The following is a 19,248-nucleotide window of genomic DNA, read 5'->3' as shown; positions in this document are numbered from 1 at the left end:
CGTCTCCCTCACTTATTTAGTCAAGAGGAGGGTATGCATGGATACGATGATGATTGCAGCTGGTGCTGGCGGCGAAGGCCTCCGCATTCTGGATATGATCTTTACAATTTTCACATTCCTCGTACTCTTGGCCCTGTTGAAGAAATTTGCTTGGGGACCACTCCTTGGAATGATGAGACAGCGTGAAGAGTATGTAGCGAACGAAATTGAACTCGCTGAAAAGAGCCGCAAAGATGCGGAGCATTATGTCGTTGAACAACGTGACGCACTCAGTGCAGCACGTACTGAGTCAAAAGAAATGCTCGACGCAAGCCGTCGACAAGCAGAAGCAGAACAAGCACGCTTGGTGGAGCAGGCGCGTTTGGAAGCCGAACAAATTAAAATCGAGGCAGAGAAAGCGATTGAGCGTGAGCGTGAGCTTGCGAAACAATCTCTTCAAACGGAAGTCGTCACACAGGCGCTTTCGGCAGCACGCCACGTCCTTCAATCAGACCTTAAAGGCGATGAAGCGAAACAACGTGCCCTCGTCACAGACTTCCTGTCTAAAGCGAAAGGTGCGAACTGATGAACGCATCACTAGCAAAACGCTATGCCAAAGCGCTCTTCGACTTAGCGCGGGAACAAGGCACGCTCGACCAAGTCGAAGCGGAAGTGCGTCTGCTCGATGAAGTGCTCCACGCGACTCCTGAACTCATGGATCTCTTAACGAATCCGGCAGTCAGTGACAGCGAGCTTGCACAGCTTTTAAAAGACAGCTTTGGTGATATGACGGCGATTGTCGTGAACACACTTCTCGTCATGGTCGAAAACGACCGTGCGGCAGAGGTTCGCGCATTGCCACGTTACGTCCGCGAATTGATCAACGACTATCGTGGAATTGCAGAGGGTATTGTCACAAGCGCCTACCCATTGTCGGCAACAGACTTGAAAGACGTCGAACTCGTCTTCGGACAGAAGCTCGGGAAGACGCTCCAATTGAAGAACGTCGTCGATGAAGAAGTCATCGGTGGACTCCGTGTCCAAGTCGGATACACGACGTACGATGATACGATTGAAACGAAATTGACACGCCTTGAGCGTGAATTGTTGAATGCGTAAGAAATAGGGGTGAATTCAATGACAATCAAAGCTGAAGAAATCAGCGCCCTGCTAAAAGAACGAATCGCTTCGTACGGTTCTGAAATCGAAGTCAGCGAGACAGGTACAGTCATTCAAGTAGGTGACGGTATCGCTCGTGCACACGGACTCGATAACGTTATGGCGGGGGAACTCGTAGAGTTCTCTAACGGCGTAATGGGCTTGGCGCAAAACTTAGAAGAAGGTAACGTCGGGATTATCATCCTTGGCGATTACAAAGGGATCAAAGAAGGCGACTCTGTCAAACGTACAGGTCGCATCATGGAAGTACCAGTCGGTGAGGCGCTCCTCGGACGTGTCGTCAACCCACTCGGACAACCAATCGATGGTCTTGGACCAATCGTGACTGACAACTATAACCCGATCGAGCGTAAAGCTTACGGCGTTATGGCTCGTAAATCGGTTCACGAACCACTTCAAACAGGAATTAAGGCGATTGACGCCCTCGTTCCAATCGGTCGTGGTCAGCGTGAGCTCATCATCGGTGACCGTCAGACAGGTAAAACATCTGTTGCCATCGATGCGATCATCAACCAAAAAGAAGAGAACATGATTTGTATCTACGTTGCAATCGGTCAGAAAGAATCGACTGTACGTGGCGTAGTAGAGACGCTTCGTCAAAACGGCGCGCTCGACTATACAATTGTCGTTTCGGCATCGGCATCACAGCCGGCACCACTTCTTTACCTCGCGCCATTCGCTGGGGTATCGATGGGTGAGTACTTCATGGACCGCGGACAACACGTCCTCGTTGTTTATGATGACCTTTCGAAACAAGCGGCAGCTTACCGTGAGCTCTCGCTCCTTCTCCGTCGTCCTCCAGGCCGCGAAGCCTACCCAGGGGATGTCTTCTACCTCCACTCACGCCTTCTTGAGCGTGCAGCGAAGTTGAACGACGAACTCGGTGGTGGTTCATTGACAGCACTTCCGTTCATCGAGACACAAGCATCGGATATCTCAGCATATATTCCGACAAACGTTATCTCGATCACAGACGGTCAGATCTTCCTTCAGTCGGACCTCTTCTTCTCTGGGGTACGCCCAGCGATCAACGCCGGTCTCTCGGTATCGCGTGTTGGTGGTTCGGCTCAGGTGAAAGCGATGAAGAAAGTTGCTGGTACACTTCGTCTTGACCTCGCGTCTTACCGTGAGCTCGAAGCGTTCGCTCAGTTCGGATCAGATCTCGACAAAGCGACACAATCGAAGTTGAACCGTGGTCAGCGTACGGTTGAAGTCTTGAAACAAGACTTGAACGCACCGCTTTCTGTAGACAAGCAAGTCATCATCATCTACGCACTCACGAAAGGTCATCTCGATGACATCCCAGTCACAGACATCCGTCGTTTCGAAACAGAAATGAACGCATGGCTCGACCAAAACCGTAAAGACCTCTGCCGTGAAATCCGTCAAACAGGAAACCTTCCTTCAGACGAGGCAATGGTCGACGCAATTACGGAATTCAAAAAGACGTTCTCGCCATCGGTTTAATCCGGTGACGAGCGTCTATTAAGGTGGTGAATCGAAATGGCATCATTACGTGAGATCCAGATGCGGATCACCTCGACCCAAAGCACGAAGCAAATCACGAAAGCGATGAACATGGTGTCGGCATCGAAGTTGAACCGGGCCCAAGGGAACAACGCCAACTTCAAGCCGTACATGGACAAGTTGCAAGAAGTCATCTCGTCGATCGCCGGTGGTACATCAGGCGCGACACACCCGATGCTTCAAGTACGTCCCGTCAAACGGACTGGTTATATCGTCATCACGTCAGATCGCGGACTCGCAGGTGGATACAACGCCAGCGTCTTGCGTGACGTGTACCGTGAACTCAAAGACAAGCACACATCAACAGATGAGTACCGTCTTTACGTAATCGGAAAAGTCGGCGTCCAGTTCTTCAAGTCACGCAACATTCCGGTGTATAGCGCGATGACAGGGCTAAACGACCAACCAACTTTTGTTGAAGTCGCAGAAATCGTCAAGCAGACGGTTGGTGCCTTCAGCGAGAGCGAGATTGATGAATTGAAGCTTTGCTACAACTCGTTCATCTCGGTCATCAGCCAAGAAGTGAAGATTCAACAATTGCTCCCGCTCGGGGATATCGAACAGTCCGCATCCAATGTGATGTATGAATACGAACCAGAAGAAGAAACGATCTTAGCGGCGCTCCTCCCACGTTATGCGGAAGGACTCATCTATGGTGCATTGCTCGACGCGAAAGTATCAGAGCACGCAGCACGGATGACGGCGATGTCGAGTGCGACAGACAACGCGGATGAACTCATTCGCGGACTCAAGCTCAAATTCAACCGCGCGCGTCAAGCAGCGATCACACAAGAAATCACAGAGATTGTCGGAGGTGCGTCGGCGCTTGAATAAGCGCACGCTCTCTAGATTGTAGGAGGCTAACACGATGAACGAATACGGCATGAAAGGCCGCGTAGTCGCAGTCATGGGCCCAGTTATCGACGTTAAGTTCGACAACCACTTACCGAACATCTACAACGCTCTCAAAGTCACACACGTGGCAGCGACAGCAGACGATGTTAGTGTCGACTTGACGCTTGAAGTAGCTGTTCACCTTGGTGACGACACGGTCCGTACGATTGCGATGGACTCAACTGACGGCGTTCGCCGCGGTATGGAAGTACTTGACTTAGGATCACCGATTTCGGTACCAGTTGGAGAAATGACACTTGGACGTGTCTTCAACGTTCTCGGTAATCCAATCGATGATAAAGAAGTGGCAGCTGACGTGCTTCGTGCACCGATTCACCGTCAAGCGCCAACATTTGACGAATTGTCAACGAAAGTTGAAATCCTTGAAACAGGGATCAAAGTCGTCGACCTTCTCGCACCATACATCAAAGGTGGTAAAATCGGCCTCTTCGGTGGTGCCGGTGTAGGGAAGACCGTCCTCATCCAGGAACTCATCAACAACATCGCGCAAGAGCACAGCGGGATTTCTGTATTCGCAGGAGTCGGTGAGCGTACGCGTGAAGGAAATGACTTGTTCCACGAGATGACGGACTCAGGCGTTATCAAGCAAACAGCGATGGTCTTCGGTCAAATGAACGAACCACCTGGTGCACGTCTCCGTGTTGCCTTGACTGGTTTGACAATGGCAGAATACTTCCGTGACGAGCAAGGACAAGACGTTCTTCTCTTCGTTGATAACATCTTCCGTTTCACACAAGCAGGTTCTGAGGTTTCGGCCCTTCTCGGACGTATGCCATCGGCGGTAGGTTACCAGCCGACACTTGCGACAGAAATGGGTATGCTTCAAGAGCGAATCACATCGACTGCAAAAGGATCGGTTACTTCGATTCAAGCGGTTTATGTACCAGCCGATGACTATACGGACCCGGCTCCGGCAACAACGTTCGCCCACCTTGATGCCACAACAAACCTTGAGCGTCGTCTTTCGGAGATGGGGATTTACCCAGCCGTTGACCCACTCGCATCGACTTCACGCGCCCTCTCTCCTGAAATCGTAGGGAAAGATCACTATGAAGTCGCACGTAACGTTCAACAGACGCTTCAGCGTTACAAAGAACTTCAAGACATCATCGCCATCCTCGGGATGGATGAGTTGTCTGAAGACGACAAACTCACGGTTCACCGTGCACGTCGTATTCAGTTCTTCTTATCACAAAACTTCCACGTGGCTGAGCAGTTCACGGGCCAAAAAGGTTCATACGTGCCAGTCAAAGAGACAGTACGCGGCTTCAAAGAGATCCTCGAAGGTAAACACGACGATCTTCCTGAAGATGCATTCCGTCTCGTCGGTCCAATCGAAGACGTCATCGAAAAAGCGAAGACGTTGGTCTAAGACCTACGCGGAAGGGGGAAACTAGACGATGAATACTGTTCACGTCAACGTCGTCACCCCGGATGGTGCAGCCTTTGAAGGAGACGCACGAATGGTCATCGCCAAATCGGTCACTGGTGAGCTCGGTATCTTACCGAAGCACATCCCGATGGTGACGCCACTCGACGTCTCAGTTCTCAAGCTGCGCCACGAAGATGGTGGACGCACGCTGATCGCAATCAGCGGCGGTTTCATGGAAGTTCGTCCCGACACGGTGACGATCTTAGCTGAAACAGCCGAAATGGCGGATAAGATTGACTATGACCGCGCTTCTGCGGCGAAGGTTCGTGCCGAGCGTCGTCTTCAAGACACGAAGCTCTCGGAACTCGAATTCCGTCGTGCGGAACTTGCGCTCAAAAAAGCGATCAACCGCTTAAGCATTCGCGATATGAAAGAATAAGAATGACTCTCACACGAAAGTGTGGGAGTTTTTGTTTTTTTTTTTTTTTTGAAAAAAATGGGTCTTTTGTCGTGCTTCTAAATGATGGGACTAGTAAAAAATATATGGGAGAAGACCGATAATAAAGGTGGGAACTATCGTAAAGGAGATTAGGGAATGAAAGTTTACGTTGCGCGACAACCAATTTTTGACCAACAGTTACGCGTTTGCGGCTACGAATTGTTATATCGCCGCAGCGAAAATAATATTTTTGAGAACGTAGATGATTCGTTGGCAACGGCTGACGTCATTCATAACGCTTACCTTGTGTTCAATTTTCGGGAATTGACAGAAGGGACGCGTGCGTTCATCAACTTCCCTCAAACGTTGATTGAAGGGGAAGTGCCTTCGTTGCTACCGCGTCAATCGCTCGTCGTCGAAGTGCTCGAACATGTCGAACCGACGGAAAAGCTATTACAGTCTCTCCGCTCTTTGAGACGTCAAGGTTATACGATTGCATTGGATGATTTCGTATTTGAAGAGAAGTATCGCCCATTGATTGGACTCGCCGACATCATCAAAATTGACTATCAAGCGACCCCGGTAGACCAGCAGCAAAAATTGATTGATGCGCTCGGACACCGAATCGAATTTTTGGCGGAAAAAATCGAGACACCCGCAGAGTACGAGATTGCGAAACGACTCGGATATAAGATGTTCCAAGGATACTTCTTTAGTCGTCCCATCGTGGAGCACGGGGCCGAAGTCCATCCGTTGCGTCACACGCTCATTGAAATGTTAAAAGAACTCGATCGTCCGGAACCGAGCTTCCGACGGATTTCAGCGCAAATTGAGCGAAGTGTCGACTTATCCTATAAGATGCTCCGTACGGTCAATACGGTGTATCAAAAAGGTCGACATACCATTCAATCCATCGAGCAAGCCGTCGCACGAATCGGACTAGATGAGTTGAAACGATGGTCGTATTTGATGCTCTTACGGGAGATGCAGACCTCTGAATCGAAAGAACTAATCAAACAGAGTGTCATCCGCGGGAAAATGATGGAGTTGATTGCGGAGGATACATTGACAGATGTATTACCGTTTGATGCATTCATTACAGGAATCTTCTCATCACTCGACGTCATTCTCGATGAGGCGATGCAAACGTTGATTGCAGAGCTTCCGGTGGCGCTCCCTGTAAAGGCAGCGTTACTCGGTGAAAAGAATGGTTTGCGAAAGTTGTTAGAGGATGTGATCGCCTACGAACAGTTGACGATTCCACTCCATAACACAGATTCGGATTGGTCTCAATATTACGTCGAAGCGATTCAATGGTCTCGTAGCCTTGACGAGTCGATTGAATAATGTTTGAAATATGTGAGGGGCGTCAATTACTGTAGTAAAGCCTTACTGCTGATGATGTCCCTTTTGGTGTGCTTGTAGAAAAAGTGAGTTGATCGAATGGTTCAAACCGCTCGAAGCTTAAGACCCTAAGTCTTTTTTTCTCTAACATGTCATGATATGATTGAAAATGGTACGAATTTTAGAAAAGAGGGGAATCGTCGATGGTCAATACCGTATTTTCGCTAGCGATTTATATCATAGCGATCTACGTTGCTTGGTGGGCACTCTTACCCGTCAAATGGGACAAGGTGCTCAATCAAGTGAGGAGTCCGCAAGCTGCTGTCTTGCGCGTCCTCGTAGCGGTTGTCTTCGGTTCGCTGATTGCCCAGTTCTTTTTGGAGTATATTCGACTGGCGCAGGCGCTCGCACCTATACAGTAGTCGCAGAATATTTAACAAACTGTAATCCTGCTGTAACGACTCCTATATGATTATCATGTAGGATAAATTCGTCTGACATGATGTTTTTTCATTCAGTTTGCACTTATTTATTATTCAGCTTGATTGTGAATGAAAACCCATCACGTTTTACAAACCATTCAAATAATCGACATTATCACATCCGGAATCGGATATCGACGCACTATATAAAAAAACAATGAAGTTGGAGGACAAAGAGAGATATGAAGGATTTGATCGTAGTCCGTGGAGGACGTAAACTGTCAGGTACTGTGCGCGTTGAGGGAGCAAAAAACGCCGTACTCAAAACATTGGTTGCCACTCTATTAGCTAGCGAAGGAAAGTCAATCTTACAAAACGTACCACGTCTTGCTGACGTGTACACGATTAACAAAGTACTTCGTCACCTCGGTGCAGAGGTATCGTTCAATGAAGAAAAGAATGAAGTAACTGTCGATGCGTCGGGCGACATCAAAGATGAAGCACCGCTTGAATACGTGCGGAAGATGCGTGCTTCAATCCTCGTCATGGGACCTCTTCTTGCCCGTCTCGGTCACGCTCGTGTAGCGATGCCAGGCGGATGCTCAATCGGATCACGTCCGATTGACCTCCACTTAAAAGGATTCGAAGCGATGGGTGCGAAAACGGTCATCGGAAACGGATTCGTGGAAGCTTCTGTAGAAGGCCGTCTCCAAGGCGCTAAAATCTACTTGGACTTCCCATCTGTTGGTGCGACAGAGAACATCATGATGGCAGCTGTGCTCGCAGAGGGTACGACCATCATCGAGAACGTTGCAAAAGAACCTGAGATCGTCGACCTTGCGAACTTCTTAAACGGAATGGGCGCACACGTCCGCGGGGCAGGTACAGAAACGATCCGTATCGAAGGTGTCGAAACACTTCGCGGTGCAGAACACTCGATCATCCCTGACCGCATCGAAGCAGGCACGTTCCTCGTCGCAGGGGCGATTACAGGTAGTGACATCGAAGTCATCGGTGCGGAACGTGAGCACCTTCGTCCATTGATTTCAAAAATGGAAGAGATGGGTGTCCACTTCGAGGATACGGCAGAAGGCATGCGTGTCACGGCACCAGATGAATTGAAGCCGGTTGATGTGAAGACGATGCCACACCCGGGATTCCCGACAGACATGCAGTCACAAATGATGGCACTCGTCTTGAAAGCGGGCGGTACATCTGTCATCACGGAAACGGTGTTTGAGAATCGCTTTATGCACGTCGAAGAGTTCCGTCGTATGAACGCGGACATTAAGATTGAAGGACGTTCGGCAATCGTCAAAGGTGGCGTACGCCTTCAAGGAGCGGAAGTTGTCGCAACGGACCTTCGTGCCGGAGCAGCACTTATTCTAGCAGGTCTCATCGCGGAAGAAGAGACACGCGTTGGAGATTTATATCATATCGACCGTGGATACGTTGACTTCCACAAGAAACTTCAAGCACTCGGTGCTGACATCGAGCGTATTGAAGGAACTGTCGAAGTTGCTGAAGAAATGGTTCAGAACTAAGAAACGAGCACGAATGAGAGGGCGAGGAGAGACTCTTCTCGCTCTTTTCAATGAAGAATCGAACGGAGGAACCTATACATCATGTTTTCAAAAGATATCGGGATTGATTTAGGGACAGCAAACGTTGTCATTCACGTCAAAGGGAAAGGAATCGTCTTAGACGAACCTTCAGTCGTTGCGATAAAACGCTCTACAGGAAAAGTACTAGCAGTCGGTGCAGAAGCGTATGAGATGGTTGGTCGTACACCTGGTGATATCGTGGCGATCCGTCCTCTCCGTGACGGAGTCATCGCCGATTTCGCCACAACAGAAGAAATGCTCCGTCACTTCATCGAGAAAATTCAAGTCCGAGGCTTCTTCGGAGGCATCCGCATGCTGATTTGTACACCTGCGAACGTCACGCCGGTTGAAGCAAAAGCCATTCGTGAAGCTGCTGAGAAAGCTGGCGCGAAAGAAGTCTTCCTCGCCGTCGAACCAAAAGCTGCGGCAGTCGGTTCAGGCATGGATATTTGGAAGCCGGTTGGTCACATGATCATTGACATCGGTGGTGGGACGACCGACGTCGCCATTTTATCAATGGGAGACATCGTCTGCGGTGAGACTATCAAGATTGCAGGGGATCGCTTCGATACGGACATCCTTCGTGCCATCAAAGAGAAGCACAAGCTGATCATCGGAGAACGTACGGCTGAACAAATCAAGAAAGAAATCGCGACGGTCTTCCCAGGAGGGCGTAACGAATCGATGGATATTCGTGGACGTGACATGGTACGTGGATTGCCTCGTACGGTGACCATTACGTCAGAAGAACTTCGTGAAGCGATGGCTGAATCAGCTAATGAAATCGTCGAAGCAGCGAAGCGTGTCCTTGAACAGACACCACCAGAACTTGCAGCGGATATCATCGACCGCGGAATCATCATGACAGGTGGGGGATCACTCCTTCACGGTCTTGACCAACTCGTCGCAGAGCGTGTCATGTTGCCGGTCATGATGGCCGAGGAGCCGACACTCAGTGTCGCGCACGGAACGGGAATCATGCTCGAAAACTTAGATCGATTGAAATAAACAGACAAGCGACCGCGTGCGGTCGCTTGTTTTTTGTATGTTCAACTCAATATTTCGGAGACGAGTGCCAACACGTTGCCTTCAGAATCTTTGAAGAAACTCATCCACGTTTCTGTCGTCCCCATTTTTGCCACACAGTGTGGTTCATCAATGAAAGTCACTCCTGCATTTTTCAACTGAGCATAAGCATCATCGATGGATGCGATACTCAAATAGAGAATTGGACTTGATTTTGCAAAAACATCATTCTCTGGAGGGGACAACATGAGGCGAACGCCCCCACAGTCGAAAAATGCGAGCAATCCTGCTTGAAAGAGAAAGGGTACCTCAAGCGTGTCACGATAGAATTGAACGGCACGGTCTAACTCTTTGACAGGGATGTAGATTTGTTTGATTTGTTGAATGAGGCTCATGGGATTCATCCTTTCAATATGTATTTAAACAGGAAGGGGTAACTCTGATTCAAGTTGACGTTGGAGACGGTTGGTAAGTCCTGTTGGGTGAGACATTAAGCCGATAGAAATATGTAATGGGAATAGGGTATGTAAGTCGCCAGGATAATATGAGCCATCTCGAGGTAACGTATGATTGACAATCCGAGAGACTCCTGAGGAATGGTCAATGTGTAAGACGATTGGAGCAGATATTCCGGTCCCTCGCTCAAGTTGTTGATGGTTAGGATAATATTCTTGTAGAAGCACCCATACATACACTTCCTGTCGAGTCGTACTCGTCCCGAGGATTTGATAGCTGGCATAAACATCCCCACCGAAATTAGGAGACATGACTTGAGTTGTCAAGTATCGCTCCAACACGTTCTGATTGACGTCGACGGATTGGGTAAGCGTGACAAATGATTCATCCGTCAAGGCAGCATAGAGCAAAGCACTCAATATCCATGTACAAAATGTCGTTATGATCAACTTTTTCAAATAAGCGCCTCCCAATACCGATGTGATGAATCATATATGTCCATCATATCTAAAGAGGATACGAATATATAGGTCATTCGTGGGAAAAATTGTATATAATGAAATCATTAATCAATGTGAGGGGAATCATGATGGCGCCGATTCACTAATAGACTGAACAGAATAATCAAATAGAATCGGAGGACATCATGAACAAACCACTTACACTCATTACGGGCGTCAGCCGCCATCAAGGCATCGGAGCTGCGATTGCACGAAAACTAGCACATGAAGGGCACAACCTTTATTTGACACACTGGAGTCCGTTTGACGCGACCGACGGAATCGGGGAAGAGAGAGACTTCATCGAACGATTCGTTCAAGAGTTGACCGAACAGGGTGCCCGTGTCGAACATGAGGCGTATGACCTAGCCTCGGGTGACGAAGTCAGGCTACTTAATCGGATTGAAGCCAAGCTCGGGATTCCGAGCAGGCTGATTCATAACGCGACCTATGAGCGACATGTCAACGTTGAGAACTTTACAACCGACGTATTGAGAAAACATTACCTGGTGAATAACGAAGGGACACTCGGACTCACCTTTGCGTTTATTGAGCGCTATAAACAAGCGGGACATCAAGATGGGCGAATCCTGTTCTTCGTATCGGGGGGACCGGATGTGAATAACCTGGCCTACATCGCAACGAAAGGTGCATTGATTGCCATCACACCTGCGTTGGCGAATGGATTAGGAGAATACGGCATTTCGGTGAATGCTCTCGATCCGGGACCGACGGATACGGGTTGGATCAATGACGAACTTCGCGAACACTTGCTACCATTATTTCCTTATAAGCGAATGGGGACGCCTGAAGATACGGCTCGCTTCGTCGCTTTCTTGATGGGCCCAGACGGCGCATGGGTGAATGGCCAACATCTTCACGTTGACGGAGGGTTTACTGGGCGCTAATAGAGAACGTTCGATGGATACAATAAAAAGAAGGCATCTCACTTTAAGTGTGAGATGTCTTTTTCAATGCCATGTATAGTCTTTATCAACAAATAAACGATTTTTTAAGTCTGTTTTAGAAATTGAAGGATTTGGTGCATCAAGCCAATCATAATAATCACAGGCACAGGAATCACCAAGTTCGATCGAATAGCCATTATTTATTGTATTAACAGTTATATCGAGTTCATGTTCAGCTAACGTCTTTTTCAATCGATAAATCGTGTTGTATACGTTGTGTAAGGCGCGTTGTGGTTCATCGATGTCCGGGTAAAGGGTTTCGGCAAGTACCCACTTATTAATGACCTGCTTACGATGAAAAACTAAGAAGGCAAATAACTCTTCTGTTTTTTGTGTTGGCCACTTCACAAGATTTCCATCTTGTGTTCGTACCGAAAAACGATCTAGAAATTGTATGCGACAAGATTGATTGAGATTCTTTTGTTGAATCGCCTCATAGCGCTGGATGATACGCGGAATGACGTTATGAATCATCTGCTCTGTGATGGGCTTCAACAAGTAATGCGTGGCATGCAAATTGAACGCTTCAACGGCATACTGTTGATGGGCGGTCGTGAAGACGACTTGTGTCCGTTCTGGCAAATAGGTCGCCAATTCGAGCCCCGTCATTTCAGGCATCTCGATATCTAAAAAGACAAGGTCTACCGGGTGCTCTTGAATAAAAGTGAGAGCTTGAACCGGACTTTGGAATGAACCAACCCACTCAAGAGACGGCTCTTCTTTTACAATCCGCTCCATCATCCCTAAAATATGATGTTCATCTTCAATTAAAATCGTACGCATCTAAATGATTCGTCCTTTCCTGTTTTGGTAAACGCAGGTGAATGGTGGTGCCTTTTTTCAAAGTGGAAGCTAAGTCAAACGTTGCACCATGAAGGTGTTCGATTCGACTTTTAATATTGCAAATCCCAATCCCGGATGTTTTGTTTGATACGTTTGGATCAAAACCACTCCCTGTATCTTGAACATAAATCTCAATCATTCCGTTTCGTTCCTGGATAGAAAGTGTCAATCGCTTTTGTCCTGGGTGTCGATAGAGGCCATGTCGCACGGCATTTTCAACGAGTGGTTGAATTAATAAAGGTGGAATCGAACAGTCGAGAAGAGATTCATCAATTTTTTTCTCGACGTAGAACGAATCACGGAATCGCGTCTGTTCAATGGCGAGATACGAGTCAATCATATCGACTTCTTGGCGAATCGATATCTCGTTTTCGGTTCGACCATTTTCAAAAATGAAGCGGACGTAAGTGCTTAAGTGACTGAGTAGACGAGCCGCATCGGGTGGAGACGTGTAACAGAGTGCAATCACATTCCCGAACGTATTGTAAAGGAAGTGAGGTTTGATTTGAGCGTTGAAGAAGGACAACTCATGCTGGGAAGCCAACACTTCGACTTGTTGTTTTTTTCTTTTGTCGGTAGACAAGTGAATCGGTAGAAGTAAAAACATCAATAGGAAATAAATGATGGTAAACGTATTGGCGTACAGCTGCTGATTGGGCGAAACGATGAACGTTGACGTCATAATTCCGATATACCCAACGAGTTGGGCGAGTGTGAAAGTTAGTAATTCGAGCGGATTGCCGGTCTTATACTTTTCAAGGAGCCATCCGATGTTCAAGCCGACCCAAAAGAACGTGATGAATAGAACGATCATCCATACAAAATATTCGAACACCTCGTAAACGGAAGCGGGCAAGAGGATGGCTAAACCAGTCAATCCGTACAACGGGTACCTCGAAATGGCCAAAAACCGGTCAAACGACACACGTTCCAAACATCTTGAAAACTCAATCAACATGATGATGCTCAGTAAGGCTAAACTCAACGTCAACTTATCACTACCCGAGATCCACATGCCATCTCGGGACATGATGGAAAAACTCGTCAACAAAAAGAAAGCTGTCCCGAAACCGTACAAGCGTTCATTTCGGTGAAAGAGATAGACGATGGCATAGAACATGGCAATCAAAAGTGAAATGAGCAATATGAAAAATTCGTAGCCGGCATAAGCGTTTTGAGTGGTCATGATGGCATGTAACGGTCCGACTAATATACTTTCTTCGATGGGTGCAAAATTACCTGCCTGTCGTTCATGTTGAATCGTCAGTCGGAATTGTTTTGTTTCATCATCGAGCAAGAGCAGAGACGGCTGCTCGACGAGACGATTGTTTCCAATTTGTACCGTTTCAACCATTTTCCCATCTATCAAAATCGTAGAAGAGGAGAGGGACTTTGGAATGAGCAAGGCATACGTACCGTTCGGCAACGCGAGATCGAGTTCATAGGTGGATTCACGATAAGGGGTTGTAAACGGAATGGTTCGATAGGAGCGGCGATCAACTTGGGTGACAATCCCTGACTCATAGCGCCATGAGCCGTCTAGTCGCAAAATCTCTTCGTCGACAGTAGAAGAGAGAAGAGAAGCTTCGCCCTTGTTAACGGTGACGATCGGATTGATCGACTGATGTCGAATCAATAAAGTGAGACTGACACCAACCAACAACACAAGGATGAAGATAAACGTCATTCGATTACGCGTCATGAGCACATTCCCTTCAATCTTTGTGAGTTTCTTGTGAGGTCATTCCGTTATTCTTCCTAATAGGTGAATGAATTTTTGAAGTGACTCTCCGTCTCATCATCGTACCCGAACTTTTTTTGTTTGAACAGAAAAAGTCATTCACCGTACGAAGTGAGGCATTCTAAGAGTGAAGGAAGAAGGCATTCCATGAAACGTTGGATTGAACAACGCATTAGTCGACAAGTTATGACGATTTTTTATATATTGATTGCCTTAGTGACACTCACATCGATTGGGACCTATTTTTATACACAGCAATCGATTCAAGAGACGACCGTAAAATTAGAACGAATTAGTGAGCAACGTGCACGGGCGACAGATCTGTTTGAAACGTGGCAATCGATGCAATATGAATTACGAGGGCACGTCCTGTTAGGAGAACGTGCGCTATTAGAAGAAGTAAGAACAGCTCAAACGAATATCGACGAGCAAACGACATGGTTCGAAGAACAGGCAAGAAACGCGGAAGAAGTACAGTTCGCAGAGGATGCGAGACTTCTCTTCTCGATCTATACGACACGCGTCATGCCGGCACTTGAGCAGTATGTGATTGCGAAGCAGGCAGGAGAAATCGATGAATCGTTCCTGCAGATGCGCACCGTAGGGCAATTCATGCCGAAAAATGAAACATCGACTCAGACACGATTTAAACTGAACTCAAGTAGTGCTGCCGATATGAGTGCGAGCATCGTCGATATGGAGTCGGTCTTTACCGACTATCGACAAAATCTTGATTTTCAAGAAAGTGAATTGCGAGATGCGCTGTCAAAACAGTTAGTGAAAGCCCAATGGATGTGGCTTTTGATTCTACTCGGGGCATTGTTCATATTGTTTGTCGGGTTGCAGCCATATATTTTAAGGTTGACCAATCAACTGCAGACGCTGATGGTAAACAGTGAGCGTCTCGCGAGCAACCCGAGCGCGACACTCATCCCGATTAAACCGCTACAAAACGAAGTCGGACAGTTGTCGAAAGCGTTTAATGAGATGGCGACCTCACTTCGGACCCAACAAGATCAAGTCGATCGTGAACGAGAGAAGACCGCTCGAATTTTGCACACGATGCGCGATTCTATCGTCTATACGGAACTCGAGACGAATGAACGATTCGTGAATAGTGCACTCTTTGACTTGTATGAGCATCCACTTCCATCAACGGAACGGGGCAGTCTATACCCGATTGCGATGTACTATCCGATGTTCATGAACCAGATTGACGATCCGGAGAGGTTGAATCAATTCACAAAACGTGCAAAAGAAGAAGGTATATTCGATGAAACGTATACGTATACGATGCAGGAAGGTCAGAAAACGATTCGCATGTACGCCGAACCGATTGATCTGCAAAATGAACGCGTGGGTGTCATCTTCGTCTCACGAGATATTACCCAGGAAACAGAAATCAATCGCTTGAAGACAGAACTTGTGGCGACAGTATCCCATGAGCTTCGGACGCCCCTTACCTCGATTCTCGGTTTTTCAGAACTGCTCAAAAGGCGTCAATTGGAAAACACGAAGCGAGAGCGCTATTTAGACATGATTGCGAGTGAGACAAAGCGGCTCGAACGTCTCGTGAGTGACTTGCTAGATGTTCAAAAAATGGAGGCGGGTATGAGCGTACCAGACTTTAAAGTAGAGAGTCTATATGATTTATTATCAGATCTACTCGAAATCCATGCAGGATCGACGGAGCATCATTTCTTCCACTTTGATTGTGACGAATCGTTATTTGTCGCAGGAGATCCGGCCCAATTACGTCAAGTCTTCTCAAACATCCTGAACAATGCCATCAAATATTCACCGAACGGTGGGAATGTGACGGTTGATGTCACGTGTGAGGGTGACACGATTCAAATCGGGATATCGGACGAAGGATTAGGTATTTCGGAAGAAGATGCGACGCGAATCTTTGATAAATTTTATCGTTCGGCCTCGGAAGAAAGTAAACGCATCGGTGGAACCGGCTTAGGTTTAGCGATCTGTAAAGAGATCGTTCAACTGCACGGTGGTACCATCTCTGTTCAATCTCAACTAGGAGAAGGAACGACGATGATTGTTGAGTTACCGATGGTCGACCATGTCAATGAAGAGAGTTCATCCTAATTTATGGGATGAACTTTTTTGAAAAAACGGTGAATGTCACGCTCGTTTGGTACGATATAGAGAGTGAATCATGTTATAGGATGAAAGGAAGACGATTATGCTACGCGGATTATATACAGCAGCGGGAGCGATGAATGCCCTGCAGCGCCAACAAGAGATTTTGAGCAACAACCTTGGTAACGTGAGAACACCAGGCTTCAAAGCGTCTGATGGCGTGGTACGTTCGTTTCCGGAGATGCTTCTTGCACAAGTCAGCAATCCGGATAACGCGAAATCGCGCGTGAAGGGAGAAGTAGGTACCCTATCAATGGGCGTCTATCTTCAAGAAACAATGCCCCGTTTCTCAGCTGGAAGTATCACAGAATCCGGTAGCCCGACCGACCTGTATTTAAAGGCACCTACTAATTTTGCGGGAGCCCCGATGTTTGCGGTCGAACAAGGCGGCGAGACGTTGTATACGACAAATGGACGCTTCTCGATCGATGAGGCGCTCTTCCTTCGTTCTGCGGACGGCGGATATATCCTTTCTGATGAAGGGGAACGAATCCAACTGCCATCGAGCGAGTTTCAAGTAGGGAAAGATGGTGTCATCACATCGCTTGGACAAAACGTGGCGACTCTTGGTGCCTACCAAATCGATGACTTGACGACTCTTGAACAAGTCGGCAATGACTGGCGTGTGACGGGTGATGCCCCGGCGCAGGCCCAGGTCGAAGTACTACAAGGATTTATTGAAGAAGCGAACGTCAACCTCGACCAGACGATGGCAGACTTGATGATGACGTATCGTCAGTTTGAGGCGAATCAAAAGGTCGTCCAAGCGTATGATAAAAGTGCCGAGCGAGCAATCGAAATCGCTCGTATTCGTTAAGGAGGAACACCATGCAGTCCATTTATAACTCGGTCAACTCTCTGTCTCAACTTCAGCGTCAATTAGATGTGACAGGTCACAATATCGCAAACGTCGATACGGTCGGCTTTAAGCGTCAACAGGGGCATTTTGCTTCGCTATTGTCGCAGGCGTATAACAACCAACCGCGTCCTGAATTCGAAGTCGGTCGAGACACACCGAACGGGATTCGGATTGGAGTCGGGGGACATGTCGCCGATATTACACAGCAGTTCAATATCGGACAAGTACGTACGACAGATCGTGGATTGGACGTCTTTTTAAAGGCGAGCCGTCAATTTTTTGTCGTGGACACGCCGAACGGTGTCGGGGTGACTCGAAGTGGAAACATGCAATTGTCAGTCGGTGACGAGACGACGCTCGTTGATGTGAACGGGAATCCGCTTCTTGGAGATGACGGTAATCCAATCACGATGCCGAACGATGCGACGAATCAGCGCATTCGTCAAGACGGTGTGGTCGTTGCGAGTGTGAATGGCGTTGAACAAGAATTCGGACGTCTCGACATCGTAGAAGTCCGCAATACGTCGGAATTACGTCCGCTCGGAGATAACGTGTTCGCAGCGGATTTGGAGACCGAAGTCGATCGTCCACTCGGAAATCTATTGATTGAAGGGACACTCGAGTCATCGAACGTTGATTTGACGAAAGAGATGACTGATATGACAATCACACAACGAGCATATCAAATGAACTCACGGGCGATGTCGATGAGCGATCAGATGATGGGGCTTGTCACGGCGTTACGTCCATAACGCCTACCGCTTCTCGAGCCGAGAAGCGGTTTTTTTATAGACAAAGGGGGAGAAGCATCAATGCGGATTGTAGTCGCGATGGATTCATTCAAAGGCTCACTTTCGAGTATGGAAGCAAATCAAGCGGTCCTTCGTGCGCTTGAAGGGCATGAGGTCACCATCATACCGATCTCTGACGGAGGAGAAGGTTTTTTGGATGCTTGGATTGCGACACATGCGGATGGGACCATTATAGAAGAAAATGTCGTGTGCTTGGATGGAATACAGCGCGTTGCACGTTTTGGTTTCGAGCCGTCAACGAGGCACGCGGTAATCGAAGTGGCGGAAACAGCAGGATTGACACTCCTCGCTCATGTCGATCCGTGGCGCTACAGTTCAGTCGGAGTCGGTGAACAGATCGTTCAAGCGCTAGAGCGTGGGGCGAGGATCATCACCGTCGGGCTCGGAGGGAGCGGGACGATGGATGGTGGAAAAGGATTGCTTGAGGCGTTAGGTGTTCGTTTTCTCGATGCGAACGGTGCTGTGCTATCGACCATCCCCCATCGAGTAGAAGAAGTGGCATCAATTGATTGGTCCGGTCTTCATCCGCGTGCGCGCGAGGTCGTATGGAGAATGTCTTCCGATGTACAGAACCCATTGATTGGTGAAAGCGGAGCAGCCTATGTGTTCGGCCCCCAGAAAGGATTGGCGGCAGATGTAGTGAAGCGATATGACCGGATCCTGGATCACTACGCGAACTGTTTTGAAGTGGATAGAAGAGCACTTCCTGGAGCAGGGGCGGCTGGCGGCATCGGCTTTGCGCTATTGCAGCTTGGTGCAATCTACGTGAGTGGCGTCGAAGAAGTGGTCAGTTGGTCTAAGCTCGAAGAACAGTTAGAAAAAGCAGATTGGCTGATTACAGGAGAGGGTAAATTTGACGCGCAAAGCTTTGAGGGAAAGGCACCGTATGGGTTGGCACGCCTTGCGAATACGCATGGGGTCCCGACCCTCGTCTTCACCGGACAGTCCGATTACACATCGCATATGGAGTCCGGCATCGTCGCCATTTTTCCGATCGTGTCTCGGATCATGACGTTAGAAGAAGCGATTTGGGAAGCAGCTCCACTATTGACGAATGCGGTCCAACGCGTGCGTCATGTCATTGAAAAGGCGCCACGACAGTAGT

At 48.0% G+C, this 19,248-nt stretch carries 19 protein-coding genes; 15 read left to right on the top strand and 4 right to left on the bottom strand.

Annotation, left to right across the window (positions count from 1 at the left end; genetic code table 11):
* Positions 1-37 precede the first annotated feature (37 nt).
* From atpF to mreB, 10 genes are all read left to right on the top strand, one after another.
* Positions 38-565 (top strand): F0F1 ATP synthase subunit B, encoded by a 528-nt coding sequence (gene atpF, locus KNO73_RS09210; RefSeq protein WP_012727359.1) that lies wholly within the window; start codon positions 38-40, stop codon positions 563-565.
* Entirely contained in the window at positions 565-1,098 is a 534-nt protein-coding gene (locus KNO73_RS09205; RefSeq protein WP_012727358.1) for a F0F1 ATP synthase subunit delta, read from the top strand. Before atpF ends, KNO73_RS09205 begins: the two co-directional genes overlap by 1 nt.
* Before the next feature lie 18 nt (positions 1,099-1,116).
* On the top strand, positions 1,117-2,625 hold the full coding sequence (atpA, locus tag KNO73_RS09200; RefSeq protein ID WP_078147660.1) for a F0F1 ATP synthase subunit alpha: 1,509 nt from the start codon (positions 1,117-1,119) through the stop codon (positions 2,623-2,625).
* Positions 2,626-2,661: 36 nt separating this feature from the next.
* Entirely contained in the window at positions 2,662-3,519 is an 858-nt protein-coding gene (gene atpG, locus KNO73_RS09195) for an ATP synthase F1 subunit gamma (protein WP_074035890.1), read from the top strand.
* 34 nt (positions 3,520-3,553) lie between these two features.
* The gene (atpD, locus tag KNO73_RS09190; RefSeq protein ID WP_078147659.1) at positions 3,554-4,972 is read left to right on the top strand and encodes a F0F1 ATP synthase subunit beta; all 1,419 of its coding nucleotides are present in this window, start codon (positions 3,554-3,556) and stop codon (positions 4,970-4,972) included.
* Positions 4,973-5,000: 28 nt separating this feature from the next.
* Entirely contained in the window at positions 5,001-5,411 is a 411-nt protein-coding gene (locus KNO73_RS09185; RefSeq protein ID WP_012727354.1) for a F0F1 ATP synthase subunit epsilon, read from the top strand.
* A 156-nt stretch (positions 5,412-5,567) separates the two neighbouring features.
* Entirely contained in the window at positions 5,568-6,758 is a 1,191-nt protein-coding gene (locus KNO73_RS09180) for an EAL and HDOD domain-containing protein (protein ID WP_215112369.1), read from the top strand.
* Between the two features lie 200 nt (positions 6,759-6,958).
* Entirely contained in the window at positions 6,959-7,177 is a 219-nt protein-coding gene (locus KNO73_RS09175; RefSeq protein WP_012727352.1) for a DUF1146 family protein, read from the top strand.
* Positions 7,178-7,419: 242 nt separating this feature from the next.
* Entirely contained in the window at positions 7,420-8,721 is a 1,302-nt protein-coding gene (murA, locus tag KNO73_RS09170; RefSeq protein WP_012727351.1) for a UDP-N-acetylglucosamine 1-carboxyvinyltransferase, read from the top strand.
* A gap of 81 nt (positions 8,722-8,802) precedes the next feature.
* Complete coding sequence (gene mreB / locus KNO73_RS09165) at positions 8,803-9,789, top strand: rod shape-determining protein (RefSeq protein WP_078147656.1); 987 nt, start codon at positions 8,803-8,805, stop codon at positions 9,787-9,789.
* 41 nt (positions 9,790-9,830) lie between these two features.
* On the opposite strand, the gene KNO73_RS09160 is transcribed toward mreB, so the two are convergent.
* Both KNO73_RS09160 and KNO73_RS09155 read right to left on the bottom strand, forming a co-directional pair.
* Positions 9,831-10,202: a VOC family protein gene (locus KNO73_RS09160; RefSeq protein WP_159562969.1), complete on the bottom strand. Its 372-nt coding sequence runs from the start codon at positions 10,200-10,202 to the stop codon at positions 9,831-9,833.
* 24 nt (positions 10,203-10,226) lie between these two features.
* Entirely contained in the window at positions 10,227-10,721 is a 495-nt protein-coding gene (locus KNO73_RS09155; RefSeq protein WP_215112368.1) for a hypothetical protein, read from the bottom strand.
* A gap of 188 nt (positions 10,722-10,909) precedes the next feature.
* On the opposite strand from KNO73_RS09155, the gene KNO73_RS09150 reads away from it, so the two are divergent.
* Positions 10,910-11,671, top strand: a complete 762-nt coding sequence (locus KNO73_RS09150) for an SDR family oxidoreductase (protein ID WP_215112367.1) — start codon at positions 10,910-10,912, stop codon at positions 11,669-11,671.
* Positions 11,672-11,734: 63 nt separating this feature from the next.
* On the opposite strand, the gene KNO73_RS09145 is transcribed toward KNO73_RS09150, so the two are convergent.
* Together KNO73_RS09145 and KNO73_RS09140 are read right to left on the bottom strand one after the other, a co-directional pair.
* On the bottom strand, positions 11,735-12,514 hold the full coding sequence (locus KNO73_RS09145) for a response regulator (protein ID WP_214686045.1): 780 nt from the start codon (positions 12,512-12,514) through the stop codon (positions 11,735-11,737).
* Entirely contained in the window at positions 12,495-14,276 is a 1,782-nt protein-coding gene (locus KNO73_RS09140) for a sensor histidine kinase (RefSeq protein ID WP_078147652.1), read from the bottom strand. Before KNO73_RS09140 ends, KNO73_RS09145 begins: the two co-directional genes overlap by 20 nt.
* Positions 14,277-14,462: 186 nt before the next feature.
* On the opposite strand from KNO73_RS09140, the gene KNO73_RS09135 reads away from it, so the two are divergent.
* The 4 genes from KNO73_RS09135 to KNO73_RS09120 all read left to right on the top strand — a co-directional run bounded on the left by KNO73_RS09135 (position 14,463) and on the right by KNO73_RS09120 (position 19,247).
* A complete protein-coding gene (locus tag KNO73_RS09135) occupies positions 14,463-16,418 on the top strand; it encodes an ATP-binding protein (protein ID WP_214686047.1) in 1,956 nt (651 codons plus the stop codon).
* A 97-nt stretch (positions 16,419-16,515) separates the two neighbouring features.
* Positions 16,516-17,289: a flagellar hook-basal body protein gene (locus KNO73_RS09130; protein ID WP_078147650.1), complete on the top strand. Its 774-nt coding sequence runs from the start codon at positions 16,516-16,518 to the stop codon at positions 17,287-17,289.
* A gap of 11 nt (positions 17,290-17,300) precedes the next feature.
* Entirely contained in the window at positions 17,301-18,083 is a 783-nt protein-coding gene (locus KNO73_RS09125) for a flagellar hook-basal body protein (protein WP_012727342.1), read from the top strand.
* A 60-nt stretch (positions 18,084-18,143) separates the two neighbouring features.
* Positions 18,144-19,247: a glycerate kinase family protein gene (locus KNO73_RS09120; RefSeq protein ID WP_215112366.1), complete on the top strand. Its 1,104-nt coding sequence runs from the start codon at positions 18,144-18,146 to the stop codon at positions 19,245-19,247.
* The last annotated feature ends 1 nt before the right edge of the window (position 19,248 follow it).

Source organism: Exiguobacterium sp. s83 (assembly GCF_018617095.1).
Classification (GTDB): domain Bacteria; phylum Bacillota; class Bacilli; order Exiguobacteriales; family Exiguobacteriaceae; genus Exiguobacterium; species Exiguobacterium profundum.
This window is presented reverse-complemented; position numbering and strand designations above follow the sequence as displayed.

What these genes read in the sequence shown, in the direction of transcription:
- atpF (WP_012727359.1), top strand. Translation starts at nt 38, where the DNA reads ATGGATACGATGATGATTGCAGCTGGTGCTGGCGGCGAAGGCCTCCGC.
- KNO73_RS09205 (WP_012727358.1), top strand. Translation starts at nt 565, where the DNA reads ATGAACGCATCACTAGCAAAACGCTATGCCAAAGCGCTCTTCGACTTA.
- atpA (WP_078147660.1), top strand. Translation starts at nt 1,117, where the DNA reads ATGACAATCAAAGCTGAAGAAATCAGCGCCCTGCTAAAAGAACGAATC.
- atpG (WP_074035890.1), top strand. Translation starts at nt 2,662, where the DNA reads ATGGCATCATTACGTGAGATCCAGATGCGGATCACCTCGACCCAAAGC.
- atpD (WP_078147659.1), top strand. Translation starts at nt 3,554, where the DNA reads ATGAACGAATACGGCATGAAAGGCCGCGTAGTCGCAGTCATGGGCCCA.
- KNO73_RS09185 (WP_012727354.1), top strand. Translation starts at nt 5,001, where the DNA reads ATGAATACTGTTCACGTCAACGTCGTCACCCCGGATGGTGCAGCCTTT.
- KNO73_RS09180 (WP_215112369.1), top strand. Translation starts at nt 5,568, where the DNA reads ATGAAAGTTTACGTTGCGCGACAACCAATTTTTGACCAACAGTTACGC.
- KNO73_RS09175 (WP_012727352.1), top strand. Translation starts at nt 6,959, where the DNA reads ATGGTCAATACCGTATTTTCGCTAGCGATTTATATCATAGCGATCTAC.
- murA (WP_012727351.1), top strand. Translation starts at nt 7,420, where the DNA reads ATGAAGGATTTGATCGTAGTCCGTGGAGGACGTAAACTGTCAGGTACT.
- mreB (WP_078147656.1), top strand. Translation starts at nt 8,803, where the DNA reads ATGTTTTCAAAAGATATCGGGATTGATTTAGGGACAGCAAACGTTGTC.
- KNO73_RS09160 (WP_159562969.1), bottom strand. Translation starts at nt 10,202, where the DNA reads ATGAGCCTCATTCAACAAATCAAACAAATCTACATCCCTGTCAAAGAG.
- KNO73_RS09150 (WP_215112367.1), top strand. Translation starts at nt 10,910, where the DNA reads ATGAACAAACCACTTACACTCATTACGGGCGTCAGCCGCCATCAAGGC.
- KNO73_RS09145 (WP_214686045.1), bottom strand. Translation starts at nt 12,514, where the DNA reads ATGCGTACGATTTTAATTGAAGATGAACATCATATTTTAGGGATGATG.
- KNO73_RS09140 (WP_078147652.1), bottom strand. Translation starts at nt 14,276, where the DNA reads ATGACGCGTAATCGAATGACGTTTATCTTCATCCTTGTGTTGTTGGTT.
- KNO73_RS09135 (WP_214686047.1), top strand. Translation starts at nt 14,463, where the DNA reads ATGAAACGTTGGATTGAACAACGCATTAGTCGACAAGTTATGACGATT.
- KNO73_RS09130 (WP_078147650.1), top strand. Translation starts at nt 16,516, where the DNA reads ATGCTACGCGGATTATATACAGCAGCGGGAGCGATGAATGCCCTGCAG.
- KNO73_RS09125 (WP_012727342.1), top strand. Translation starts at nt 17,301, where the DNA reads ATGCAGTCCATTTATAACTCGGTCAACTCTCTGTCTCAACTTCAGCGT.
- KNO73_RS09120 (WP_215112366.1), top strand. Translation starts at nt 18,144, where the DNA reads ATGCGGATTGTAGTCGCGATGGATTCATTCAAAGGCTCACTTTCGAGT.